Below are 12,866 nucleotides of genomic sequence, written 5' to 3'. Positions count from 1 at the left end.
AGGGTGCGGTAAGAGCGCACCGCGCGGCTAGCAATAGTTCGTGGCACGGTAAACTCCACCCGGAGCAAGACCAAATAGGTCCCTAATGGCGTGGCCCGCGTTGGGGACGGGTAGGTTGCTTGAGCCTGTGAGCGATTGCAGGCCTAGAAGAATGGTTACCACCGCGCAAGCGGATACAAAACCCGGCTTATCGGCCAACTCACCCCTTTCGGTATAAAAGGTGATGCAGCACCCATGCAGGGTATTGCGTCACCTTTTGTCGTTTTGGCCTATCAAAAATTTCGATTTCCTTCTCTTCCTGATTGAGACCTATCTCCGTGATTATCAATTGATTGTCAGAAATCGGGGGCTTGGCTTGACATCTTTTTTGCCAAATACGTACACTTTGCGATGGGAATTTGTCATAAATACAATTAAAACAGCGTTTTAATTGTGTAACTTGCTGAATTTCAAATTTATACGATATTTTTCCCGATACACTGGTATGTCTGCCAGTATTTGGGTTACCGGTCGAAGAGCGAATAGAATCATTATGTCTGAACAGTTTGAGCACGTTTCCGTCTTACTGCACGAGTCAGTGGACGGCCTGGCGATTAAGCCGGATGGTATCTACATTGACGGTACCTTTGGCCGTGGTGGCCACAGCCGCTTGATCCTTTCTCAGCTGGGCGAGAATGGTCGCCTCTACAGTATTGACCGTGATCCGCAGGCGATTGCCGAGGCGCAGAAGATCGATGATCCTCGCTTTACGATTATTCACGGCCCGTTTTCCGGTATGGATAAGTACATGGCGGAGCGCGATTTGATCGGCCGTGTTGATGGCGTATTGCTGGATCTTGGCGTTTCTTCGCCGCAGCTGGACGATGCCGAGCGTGGTTTCAGCTTCATGCGCGATGGCCCGTTGGATATGCGTATGGATCCTACCAGTGGGATCTCGGCGGCAGAGTGGCTGGCCGAAGCCGAGGCCGATGATATCTCTTGGGTGTTGAAGGAGTTTGGCGAAGAGCGTTTTGCCAAGCGTATTGCCCGAGGCATTGTTGAGTATCGTGAAAACCCTGAGAACGAGCCGCTGACGCGCACGACCCAGCTGGCTAAGTTGATCGCCGATGTCTCGCCGTTCAAGGACAAGCACAAGCACCCTGCGACCCGCAGCTTCCAGGCTATCCGTATCTATATCAACAGTGAGCTTGAGGAGATCGATACTGCCTTGCATGGTGCGATGGATGTTTTGGCCCCTGGTGGCCGCCTGTCGGTGATTAGCTTCCATTCGTTGGAAGACCGCATGGTTAAGCGCTTTATTCGCAAGCAGAGCAAAGGGCCGGAAGTGCCAGCAGGCCTGCCGCTGACCGAAGCGCAAATCAAAGAGCTGGGTTCTGCACAGCTGAAAGCTGTCGGTAAGGCCATCAAGCCATCAAGCAATGAGATTTCAGACAACACCCGCTCTCGCAGCTCAGTACTGCGACTGGCTGAGCGCCTATGAAGCAGCGACCAGAACCGACTGACAACCTTGCCCTGTTGATTGGCCGGGATCTGCTCTGCGTGGGCAAGATCCCGTCGGTGTTATTGGTTCTGGTGCTGATTTCTGCTTTAGGCGTTGTCTATATCACCCACCAGTCCCGCCAGCTGATTGCCCAGCAGGAGCAGTTGCTGATCGAGCGTGATCAGCTGGATATCGAATGGCGCAACCAGATCCTCGAGGAGAACTCACTGGCTGAGCATAGCCGGGTCGAGCGGCTTGCCGAGAAGGAAATGGACATGAAGCGGCCATCCCGAGAAGACGAAGTCATAGTTAAATGATTAAGCTGACTAAGAATGCCAAACGAGATGGCAAGCAGAACCAGCGCAAGCCTAAAGCGCCACCGGTCTTTATCCCGTGGCGCTTTAATATTATTTTCGGCTTTGTGGTGCTGGCGCTGCTGGCACTTGTCGCTCGCGCGGCCTATATCCAGGTCCTAGAGCCGGGCAAATTGATTCAAGAAGGGGACATGCGTTCCCTGCGGGTCAAGGCACTCCCCTCAGCCCGAGGGATCATCTCCGATCGCAATGGCGAACCGCTTGCGGTGAGTGTCCCCGTACAGGCCGTGTGGGCTGATCCCGTCACTATTTTCAAAGACAAGGCGCTTGATGAGAAAGCCCGCTGGTATGCATTGGCGGATGTGCTTGGTCTGGATCGCGAGAAGCTGATTGAGCGGATCGAAGCCAATAAACAGCGCCGTTTTATTTATCTCCAGCGCCAGGTTAGCCCGGCGATGGCCAGCTATGTCAACAAGCTCAAGCTGCCGGGGATCGGCCTCAAAGACGAATCTCGCCGTTTCTATCCGGCCAGTGAGGTTAGTGCGCATTTGATCGGTGTTACCGGTATTGATAGCCACGGCCTTGAAGGGGTCGAACGGACTTACGACGGCTGGCTGACTGGCGAGCCGGGGCGGCGCACCGTGCGCAAAGACCGCTATGGCCGGGTGGTAGAAAATATCTCATTGAAGAAGCGCGAGCCGGGCAAGCCGTTGAGCTTGAGTATTGACCAGCGTCTGCAGGCCGTTGCCTACCGCGCTGTCAAGCAGGCGGTGGCGGATTACCAAGCGACTTCTGCCACGGTGGTGATGGCCGATGTCCGCACCGGTGAAATCCTCGCGATGGTCAATGCGCCGTCCTATAACCCCAACAATCGCGAGCAGCTGCAAAGTTTCCGGATGCGCAACCGCTCGATCACCGATGCGATGGAGCCCGGTTCGACGATTAAGCCATTTGTGGTCTTGGCGGCAATGGAGAATGGCGTTGCAGATGAAGATACCATTATTGATACCGGCAATGGCCTGATGCAGATCGGCGGCAGCCGGGTACGGGATGTCTCCCGTGTCGGCAAGGCTAATTTGGCGCGGATCCTCCAAAAATCGAGCAATATCGGGGTCAGCAAACTGTCGTTGGCAATGCCGATTGATGCTGTGCTGGGGATGTACAGCAGTGTCGGTCTGGGTGATCCGTCAGGTATTAACCTGATCGGCGAGGCGCAAGGATTCTTCCCTGACCGAACCCGTTGGTCTGATTTCGAGCGTGCGACGTTGGCATTTGGTTACGGAATCTCCGTCACGCCTATCCAGTTGCTTCGTGCCTATGCCACGCTTGGGGCGATGGGGGTCAATCGTCCGCTGTCGATCCTCAAAACGGAGGAAGTCGTCCCTGGGCGGCAGGTTGTGTCGGCGGCCAATACCCGTAAGTTGCTGGATATGATGGAAACGGTGACCCAGAAAGGGGGCAGTGCGGTACGTGCGGCCGTACCCGGTTATCGGGTAGGTGCCAAGACCGGTACTGCGAAGAAGGCCGTGGCCGGTGGTTACAGTGATGAATACGTCGCGATGACTGCAGGTATCGCCCCGATCAGCAGCCCTCGTCTGGCGATGGTGGTCGTGGTCAATGAGCCACAGGGCGACAAATATTACGGCGGGGCAATTGCGGCACCTATTTTTGCCGATGTGATGGAAAGTGCCTTGCAGATATTGAATATCCCGCCGGATGCGGGAAGCAAAGACGAATTGGAAATTGTAAATCATAAGGGCGGGAGCCATGTCGATAACTGATAACAATAAAACACTTGGTAGCCTGCTGGCCCCTTGGATGGTGACGGCCGGGATCTTGCCCGAGGCCGTGGCGGCGCTGCCGCTGTCGGGAATGGCTCTTGATAGCCGCCGGATCCAACCGGGCGATCTGTTTGTTGCCGTTAACGGCCATCAGGTTGACGGCCGCCGTTTTATTCCAGCCGCTGTTGAGGCGGGTGCTGTCGCTGTGCTGGTTGAGTCGGATAACGATGCGGTGACGCTGGATGTTAGCGGCGCGGTACCTGTTGTTGGGCTGCCCCAGTTAGGGCAGCAGCTGTCGGCGATCGGCAAGGCATTCTACGGTGCGCCGGACGAGGCGCTTGAGCTGGTGGCGGTGACCGGTACCAATGGCAAGACCACGATCAGCCAGTTGCTGGCCCAGTGGGCACAGCTGCTTGGGCATACCAGCGGGGTAATGGGAACGACGGGCAATGGCCTGCTTGATGCCATCGTCCCAGCAGCCAACACCACTGGCAGCGCATTGGAAATTCCAGCAACGCTTGCCTCAATGGTTGAACTCGGTGCTGACTATGCCGCGATGGAAGTCTCCTCTCACGGTTTGGTTCAGGGCCGCGTCGCAGCCTTGTCCTTCAAGGCCAGTATTTTTACCAACCTCAGCCGGGATCATCTCGACTACCATGGTGACATGGCCAGCTATGCCGAAGCTAAGAAACAATTGTTTACCACCCATGAATGCGGTGTGGCGGTTATCAATGCCGATGACCCTGTCGGTCGGGCTTGGCTGGTCGATTTGCCGCAGGCGGTGGCCGTGACCATGGAGAAAGGCGCTGCGGCATTTCATCACGGCAATAAGCTGTGGTTGGAGGACGTTGCCTACAGTACCCGTGGGGTAACGGTGGAGTTCGGTTCCAGTTGGGGGAACGGTCAGTTTACCGCCCCGCTGGTTGGCGCATTCAACGTGATGAACCTGATGCTGGCTTTGGCGACCTTGCTGGCCACCGGTCGCCCGTTGGCCCAGTTGCTGGCCGTCGCCCCGCAGCTGCGTGCAGTGAACGGCCGGATGGAAGTTTTTCAGGCGGCTGACAAACCTATGATGGTGGTTGATTATGCTCATACCCCGGATGCGCTGGAGAAGGCCCTTCAGGCCCTGCGCGTCCACTGCAAGGGGCAGCTTTGGTGCCTTGTCGGCTGCGGCGGCGACCGCGATCGCGGCAAGCGGCCAATGATGGCGGCGATTGCCGAGCTGATGGCTGACCGCGTAGTACTGACCGATGACAACCCTCGCAGTGAGGACCCGCATCAGATCATGGCTGATATGCAAGCCGGGCTGACCAAGCCCGAATTCGTCGAGGTGGTCCATGACCGCCGGGCGGCATGTGAGTGGGCACTTGCGCAGGCGCAAAGCGATGACATCATATTGGTAGCCGGCAAAGGGCACGAGGATTACCAGATCCTCGCAGACAAAACGATTCATTATTCTGACCGTGAAACGGTCAAGGCCTTGTTGGAGGGGCTGGCATGATTGAAGTGCAACTGGCAGAACTGGCTGGCGTGCTAGGCGCCGAATTGGTTGGTGGCGACTGCGCAGTCAGCGCAGTATCGACCGATACCCGTACCGTAGGTAGCAACACTCTGTTTATTGCATTGGCCGGAGCCCGTTTTGATGGTCACGACTTTTGCCAGCAGGCTCTAGAACAAGGTGCAAGTGCCCTGTTGGTTAGCAGGCACTTACCTTTGCCGCTTCCGCAGCTGGTCGTTGCTGACACGCATGCGGCACTCGGGCAGCTAGGCGCTTGGCTCAAGGCCAAGATGGCGGCGGAACACGGGTTGCAGACCGTTGCCCTGACCGGCAGCTGTGGTAAAACCACGGTGAAGGAAATGGCGGCGGCGATTTTGGCCGAGAAAGGTCGGGTGTTGGCCACCGGGGGGAACTTCAATAATGATATTGGTGTTCCGCTGACCTTGCTTCGCCTCGAGCCTCAGCACGAGTATGCGGTGATTGAGCTTGGTGCCAACCATCAGGGGGAAATCGCCTATACCACGGCGCTGGTCAAGCCTCAGGTTGCACTCATCAACAACTTGGCGGCTGCTCACCTAGAAGGGTTTGGCTCGCTGGCGGGAGTAGCCAAGGCCAAGGGCGAGATTTTCGAGGGCCTGACCGATGGCGGTGTGGCGATTGTTAATCTGGACTCCCACTCCCTCGAAACATGGCAGCCGTTGCTAGCTGGGCATGATGTCGTGAGTTTCTCGGCAACCCAGGCTAATGCTGATTTCACTGCCGAGGCGATAAAAATTAACAATCACGGGCAGGCTTGTTTTACAATGCGCACCCCCTATGGCGCGTTCCCTGTTAGCCTGACTATGGCTGGTGGGCATAATGTGTCTAATGCTTTGGCTGCCGCTGCGTTAGCGATGTCGCTAGGCGCAACTGCAGAGCAGGTTCAGGCAGGGCTGGGTCGTGTTGCCAGTGTCAAAGGCCGGGTTGATATTTCAGAGCCTCGCCCGCGACTGCGCTTAATTGACGATACCTATAACGCCAGTGTGGCATCGGTAAAGGCCGCGATTGATTTGCTGGCTGGTTTTGATGGCCAGCGCTGGTTTGTGCTTGGCGACATGGCAGAGCTGGGTGAAGACAGTGCTGCCTTGCACCGGGAAGTCGCGGAGCATGCCATGACCCACTCCCTTGACCGTGTACTAACGTTTGGCCGAGCAAGCCAAGTGGTAAGCGAGCTTAACGGGGGCCGTCATTTTGACGACAAAACAGCGTTGATTGAGGAGCTGAAACTGCACCTCGAACCGCTATTGACCGAAGACAACACCCAAGTGACAGTGTTGGCGAAAGGAGCGCGTAGCTCCCGCATGGAAGATGTGATCGTCGCATTGCAGGAAACAAAATAATGATTTACTGGTTAGCCGATTTACTTGAACCGACTTTTCCTTTTTTCCGTCTTTTCGAATACCTGACGTTTCGTGCCATTATCAGTATCTTGACGGCATTGCTGATTTCTCTGTGGATGGGCCCGCGTCTCATTGCCCGCCTGCAGATATTACAGATCGGTCAGGTGGTACGCCATGACGGGCCGGAGTCTCACCTTAGCAAGCGTGGTACGCCTACTATGGGCGGGATCATGATTTTGGCGGCGATTGCCATTACCGTCTTGCTTTGGTGTGACCTGAGCAACCCGTATGTGTGGGCTGTGCTTGTTGTCATGCTGGGGTACGGTGCTGTCGGTTTTGTCGATGACTACCGCAAGGTGGTACGTAAAAATACAGACGGCCTGATTGCGCGCTGGAAGTATTTCTGGCAGTCGGTGATTGCCCTCGGGGTGGCTTTTGCCCTGTATGTTCACGGCCATGATACGGCGGCAACCCAGCTGGTGGTGCCGTTCTTCAAAGATGTTATGCCGCAGCTTGGCCTGTTCTATATCGTGTTCACCTATTTTGTGATCGTCGGAACAAGTAATGCGGTCAATCTGACCGATGGCCTGGACGGACTGGCGATTATGCCGACGGTGATGGTGGCCGGTGGTATGGCGTTTATTGCTTGGGCAACCGGCAATGTTAACTATGCCGAATACCTGCATATTCCTTACCTGAAAGATGCCAGCGAATTGGTGGTCGTCTGTACGGCTATCGTTGGTGCCGGGCTTGGCTTTTTGTGGTTTAACACTTATCCGGCTCAGGTATTCATGGGCGATGTGGGCTCGCTGGCCCTTGGCGGTGCATTGGGCACGATTGCGGTGCTGGTACGTCAGGAACTGCTGCTGGTTGTCATGGGTGGTGTTTTTGTCATGGAAACCGTGTCGGTGATCTTGCAGGTTGGCTCTTATAAGCTGCGTGGCCAGCGAATTTTCCGGATGGCACCGCTTCATCACCACTATGAATTGAGTGGCTGGCCGGAGCCACGGGTTATTGTTCGTTTTTGGATCATCACTTTGATGCTGGTGCTGATTGCTCTGGCGACACTGAAGGTACGATAAATGAAAAGCTTGGATGGCGTAAGTAAGGTTGTAGTGATTGGGCTGGGTATGACCGGCCTTTCCGTGGTGAACCATTTGCGACGATTGCCGCAGTCTTTGGATATCAAGGTAATTGATACCCGTGCTGCGCCTCCAGGCCAAGAGCAGCTGCCTGCCGAGGTCGAGCTGTGCTGCGGCGAGTGGCAGCGCGGCTGGCTGCTTGACGCCGACTTGGTCGTGGCCAGCCCGGGTATAGCCTTGGCAACACCCGAGTTGGCAGAGGCTGCGGCTGCCGGTATTGAGATCATCGGTGATATCGAGCTCTTTGCCCGTGCCGTCGACAAACCGGTGGTCGGTATTACGGGATCCAATGGCAAAAGTACCGTGACTAGCTTGGTCGGGGAAATGGCAAGGGAAGCCGGCATCGACGTCGGCGTCGGTGGCAATATCGGCTTTGCGGCGTTGGATATGCTTGAGCAGGGCCATGATCTTTATGTTCTGGAACTCTCTAGCTTCCAGTTGGAAACAACCTCCAGCCTACCTTTAGTCGCTGCTGTTTACCTCAATTTGTCTGAAGATCATATGGATCGCTATCCGGGCGGCTTGGAGCAGTACAGCGAGGCCAAGATGCGGATTTTCAAGCATGCCGATCTCGCGCTGTTCAATCGCGATGACCTCGCCACCAAACCTGCCACTGCGACTCAGTTGGCAAGTTTCGGCTTCGATGGCGAGGGGTACGGCTTGGTATGGCAAGACGGCAAGGAGTGGTTGGCCGTAGACGGCGATGCTTTGATGCCGGTTGAGGAGATCGCCTTGGTCGGTCGCCATAACGTGGCCAATAGCCTTGCGGCCCTGGCCCTTGCCGATGCGGCGGGGATTGAACGTCAGGCTGCCTGCCGAACCTTGCGCCGTTATACCGGTCTCGATCACCGCTGTCAGATGGTTGCCAATGAACATGGTGTGCAATGGGTCAACGATTCTAAGGCGACAAACTTGGCAAGTACTGTCGCGGCATTGAGTGGCCTTAAGCTGGCAGGACGGCTTCATCTTTTGGTTGGTGGTGATGGCAAAGGGGCGGATTTCTCGGCCTTGGGCGATGTGCTGGCCCCGATGGATGTCCGGTTGTACTGTTTCGGCCGTGATGGCCACTTGCTATGCCCGTTGTCTCCGCAGGCTGTTCTGGTTGAGACAATGCAAGAAGCCATGATGTTGGCTGCCGAGTGCGTCCAGCCAGGGGATATGGTGCTGCTGTCGCCTGCCTGTGCCAGCCTTGATCAATTTGCCAATTTCATGGCGCGGGGGGAGGCGTTTGCCGATCTTGCGCATGAGCTCGCCCCGCAAGTCGGTGGTAAACACTGATGTTCTCGGTGTTTAGGGAGGCGCTGGCTTCGGTATTTGGCTGGTTCGTCCGTCCAGCGCCAGCAACCTCTTATGACCGGCAACTGGTGTGGATAGCACTGGCCCTGATGACTACCGGACTGGTGATGGTAACCTCTGCCTCTATACCGGTAGCCTCCCGCCTGACCGATGACCCGTTCTATTTTGCCCAGCGTCACGGAATGTTCTTGCTAGGCTCGCTGTTCTTGGGGAGCTTGATGGTGATGGTTCCGCTGCATGCATGGCGAAAGTACAGTTGGCACATGCTGATTTGTTCTATTGCCCTGCTGTTTCTGGTGCTGGTGGTTGGCCGCTCTGTTAACGGCGCCTCGCGCTGGATCTCTTTGGGTTTTTTCAACCTCCAGCCAGCCGAAGTCACCAAGCTGTCACTGTTCATCTTTATTGCCGGTTATCTGGTCCGCCATTATCAGCAGGTCCGCGATAGTTTTGTCGGTTTTGCCAAACCTATGGCACTGTTTGCTTTCATTGCTGTCCTATTGCTTGGGCAGCCGGATTTAGGTTCATCAGTGGTGATGCTGGTAACCACGGTCGGGATGCTCTTTATTGCCGGGGCTAAGTTGTGGCAGTTTATTGCAATGCTTGGGGCGGCACTGTTTGGTGTCGTTATGCTGATTTTGTTCGAGCCTTACCGACTGCGGCGTGTGACCTCGTTTCTTGATCCGTGGGACGATCCGTTTGGCAGCGGCTACCAGTTGACCCAGTCATTGATGGCGTTTGGTCGTGGTGAATGGTGGGGGCAGGGCTTGGGGAACTCGATCCAGAAACTGGAATACCTCCCCGAGGCCCATACCGACTTTGTATTTGCGGTATTGGCCGAAGAGCTTGGCCTGATCGGCGTCGTGATTGTACTCCTGCTTATTTTCTCTTTGGTCTTCAAAGCTCTGTCCATCGGGCGGCGAGCGCTAGAAAGCGAACAGTTATTTGGTGGCTTTTTGGCTTTCGGGATCGCATTTTGGTTTGCTTTCCAGACCCTGGTCAATGTCGGGGCCGCAGCAGGGATGGTGCCGACCAAAGGCTTGACTCTGCCGTTGATCAGCTACGGCGGCTCGAGCCTGTTTATTATGGCCACGGCGGTGGCAATTTTGATCCGAATTGATTATGAACAGCGATTGGCGGCCAGCAAGGGCCCTGATCCTGAAACTGAAGATAATGACAATGAACAAGAATAAACGCTTGCTGGTAATGGCTGGCGGCACAGGCGGCCATGTTTTTCCTGGGCTGGCTGTCGCTAGGGTTTTGCAGCAGGAAGGTTGGGAGATCCGCTGGCTGGGTACGGCCGACCGAATGGAAGCTGATTTGGTGCCTAAGCACGGTATCGAGATTGATTTTATCAAGGTCAAGGGGCTCCGTGGGCAAGGGCTCAAGCGCTTGTTGGCGGCACCGTTCCAGATTTTGGGTGCGGTGCTTCAGGCCCGTCGCTATATCAAGGCGTGGCAGCCTGACGCGGTATTGGGTATGGGCGGTTATGTCAGCGGGCCGGGCGGGGTAGCCGCATGGCTGTCGGGCGTGCCTGTGATCCTCCATGAGCAGAATGCGGTGGCTGGGCTGACCAACCAGTGGTTGTCTAAGATAGCCCGCGCAGTGTTGCAGGCATTCCCGGGCGCTTTCCCTGGCAAAGAGGTTGTTGGCAACCCCGTGCGTCAGGATGTCGTTGCGCTGCCAGCGCCGGCTGAACGTTTTCTCGAGCGCAGTGGTCCAATTCGGATATTGGTGATGGGGGGCAGCCAGGGGGCTAGGATCCTCAACCAGACCATGCCGCAAGTTGCTGCCGAGCTTGGCGATAAGGTGACGGTATGGCATCAGGCCGGTAAAGGTGCCGAGCAGGAAACGGCCGCAGCTTATGCCGAACAGGCAGAAGGCCAGCACCGGGTCACCGAGTTTATCGACGATGTGGCGGCGGCTTATGCATGGGCCGACATTGTCGTTTGCCGTTCTGGCGCGTTGACGGTATCAGAGTTGTCTGCCGCTGGATTGGGGGCGATTTTCGTCCCGTTTATGCACAAGGACCGCCAGCAGGCGCTTAATGCTGACCATCTGGTGCAGTGTGGTGCCGCAAGAATGATTGAGCAGCCGGAGCTGACAGTAGCCCGGCTAGCAGAAGAATTAGCACAGTTAGATCGAGACCAGCTGGCGGCGATGGCCCAGGCTGCACGCGATGCTGCGATTGTCGATGCTGACCGCCGAGTAGCGGCTGTTATCAAATCGCAGGCAAATGACAAAGACGAGACAAAGTGATGAATAAACTGGACAGCCAGCAACTAGCAAAAATCAGAACCATGGTACCAGAGATGCGCCGCGTTGAGCGCATTCACTTTGTGGGGATCGGCGGTGCAGGCATGAGTGGTATCGCCGAGGTATTGGTGAATGAAGGATACCGGATCAGTGGCTCGGATATCGCGCCCAATGCCGTGACAGCCCGGTTGGAAAACAAAGGGGCTGATATCTTTATCGGCCATCAGCCAGAGAACGTATCTGGCGCGAGTGTCGTGGTGGTTTCAACGGCTATCAATCAGAACAACCCTGAGTTGGTGGCTGCCCGTGAATTGCGAATTCCCGTTGTGCGTCGTGCTGAGATGCTGGCCGAGCTGATGCGCTACCGTCACGGTATTGCGATTGCCGGTACGCATGGCAAAACAACAACGACGGCGCTGGTTACCCAGATTTATTCCGAGGCGGGTCTGGATCCGACGTTCGTGAATGGCGGCTTGGTGAAAAGTGCCGGCACGAATGCCCGTTTGGGTTCCAGCCGTTACTTGATCGCCGAAGCGGACGAAAGTGATGCGTCGTTTATGCATCTGCAGCCAATGGTCTGTGTGGTGACGAATATCGAAGCTGACCACATGGATACCTATGGTGGTGATTTCGAAGTTCTCAAGCAAACATTCGTCGATTTTCTGCATAACTTGCCATTTTACGGTCTTGCGGTGATGTGTATTGATGATCCTGTTGTCCGCGAGCTACTGCCTCGGATCGGGCGTCCGGTGATCACCTATGGTTTTGCCGAAGATGCCGATGTTCGACTGGTTGATTATTATCAGAGCGGCCAGCAGGGGCATTTCTCGATCCTGCGCGAAGGCAAGCCCGCGCTGGAGGTGAAACTGAATATCCCAGGTAAGCACAATGCACTCAATGCGACAGCTGCAGTGGCGGTGGCGACCGAGGAAGGCGTGGATGACGAGGCAATTATTCGTGCGTTGGCCGAATTTGAGGGTACGGGCCGTCGTTTTGATCACTTGGGGGCGTTTGAGACCGGAAACGGCAATGTGATGCTGGTTGATGATTACGGTCATCACCCGAGTGAGGTTGACGTTACTATTCAGGCCGCTCGTGCCGGCTGGGAAGATAAGCGTCTGGTGATGGTCTTCCAGCCCCACCGCTTTAGCCGTACCCGTGACTTATACGATGATTTTGCCAATGTGCTTGAGCAGGTCGATGTCTTGGTGATGCTGGATGTTTATTCTGCGGGCGAGGCACCGATTGCCGGTGCTGATGGTCGATCTTTGTGCCGTACAATCCGTGGCCGGGGTCGCATTGATCCAATTTTTGTACCAACAATCGAGGCGTTGCCATCGGCATTGGCTAATATTCTGCAGAATAATGATTTAGTTCTGACACAAGGTGCCGGTGATGTTGGCAAAATTGCCCGTCAGCTCGCTGATATGAAGCTCGATATCGAGGTGATGCGCCAGCAGTAATCACTGGGGATTATTGATTGGTTTGAAGGTTGTGTCGCAAAAATGTGCTCTACCACGGCTGTTTTGGCTTTTTGGGGGATAGATTACGTGCTTTTTGTGGGTATTGCTCGAAGGAATTGCAAGGAAAGCGACGGCAAGTGTTGGAGTGCTGGGTGTTGCTCGGTATAATCTGCCAACTTTGCTCGAAATTAAGCACTGGTCACGGACAGGCAATGAGGCTGCCTTGGCTATCCCTTACGATATCGGCTGTGAAAGGTTAA

10 protein-coding genes and 1 other RNA gene are annotated in these 12,866 nt (G+C 55.6%); all 11 read left to right on the top strand.

Annotated elements, in window-relative coordinates; genetic code table 11:
* Positions 1–206: RNase P RNA component class A (rnpB, locus tag ACSF8X_RS16185), an RNA gene on the top strand; the annotation flags it as partial.
* A gap of 326 nt (positions 207–532) precedes the next feature.
* Complete coding sequence (gene rsmH / locus ACSF8X_RS16180; RefSeq protein ID WP_047878585.1) at positions 533–1,480, top strand: 16S rRNA (cytosine(1402)-N(4))-methyltransferase RsmH; 948 nt, start codon at positions 533–535, stop codon at positions 1,478–1,480.
* Positions 1,477–1,797 (top strand): cell division protein FtsL, encoded by a 321-nt coding sequence (gene ftsL, locus ACSF8X_RS16175; RefSeq protein WP_047878586.1) that lies wholly within the window; start codon positions 1,477–1,479, stop codon positions 1,795–1,797. The genes rsmH and ftsL overlap by 4 nt, the downstream gene beginning before the upstream one ends.
* The gene (locus tag ACSF8X_RS16170) at positions 1,794–3,575 is read left to right on the top strand and encodes a penicillin-binding transpeptidase domain-containing protein (protein ID WP_047878587.1); all 1,782 of its coding nucleotides are present in this window, start codon (positions 1,794–1,796) and stop codon (positions 3,573–3,575) included. The genes ftsL and ACSF8X_RS16170 overlap by 4 nt, the downstream gene beginning before the upstream one ends.
* Positions 3,562–5,076, top strand: coding sequence for a UDP-N-acetylmuramoyl-L-alanyl-D-glutamate--2,6-diaminopimelate ligase (murE, locus tag ACSF8X_RS16165; RefSeq protein ID WP_500850419.1), 1,515 nt, complete (start codon positions 3,562–3,564; stop codon positions 5,074–5,076). Before ACSF8X_RS16170 ends, murE begins: the two co-directional genes overlap by 14 nt.
* On the top strand, positions 5,073–6,452 hold the full coding sequence (gene murF, locus ACSF8X_RS16160; protein WP_500850418.1) for a UDP-N-acetylmuramoyl-tripeptide--D-alanyl-D-alanine ligase: 1,380 nt from the start codon (positions 5,073–5,075) through the stop codon (positions 6,450–6,452). Before murE ends, murF begins: the two co-directional genes overlap by 4 nt.
* Positions 6,452–7,534, top strand: a complete 1,083-nt coding sequence (gene mraY, locus ACSF8X_RS16155; RefSeq protein ID WP_047878590.1) for a phospho-N-acetylmuramoyl-pentapeptide-transferase — start codon at positions 6,452–6,454, stop codon at positions 7,532–7,534. The genes murF and mraY overlap by 1 nt, the downstream gene beginning before the upstream one ends.
* The gene (gene murD / locus ACSF8X_RS16150) at positions 7,535–8,872 is read left to right on the top strand and encodes a UDP-N-acetylmuramoyl-L-alanine--D-glutamate ligase (protein WP_500850417.1); all 1,338 of its coding nucleotides are present in this window, start codon (positions 7,535–7,537) and stop codon (positions 8,870–8,872) included. It abuts the gene before it with no gap.
* Positions 8,872–10,080 (top strand): cell division protein FtsW, encoded by a 1,209-nt coding sequence (gene ftsW / locus ACSF8X_RS16145; RefSeq protein WP_047878592.1) that lies wholly within the window; start codon positions 8,872–8,874, stop codon positions 10,078–10,080. Before murD ends, ftsW begins: the two co-directional genes overlap by 1 nt.
* Complete coding sequence (gene murG, locus ACSF8X_RS16140) at positions 10,067–11,146, top strand: undecaprenyldiphospho-muramoylpentapeptide beta-N-acetylglucosaminyltransferase (protein ID WP_047878593.1); 1,080 nt, start codon at positions 10,067–10,069, stop codon at positions 11,144–11,146. Before ftsW ends, murG begins: the two co-directional genes overlap by 14 nt.
* Entirely contained in the window at positions 11,146–12,606 is a 1,461-nt protein-coding gene (gene murC, locus ACSF8X_RS16135) for a UDP-N-acetylmuramate--L-alanine ligase (RefSeq protein WP_047878594.1), read from the top strand. The genes murG and murC overlap by 1 nt, the downstream gene beginning before the upstream one ends.
* The last annotated feature ends 260 nt before the right edge of the window (positions 12,607–12,866 follow it).

The sequence above is a fragment of the Photobacterium panuliri genome, assembly GCF_059920555.1.
This window is presented reverse-complemented; position numbering and strand designations above follow the sequence as displayed.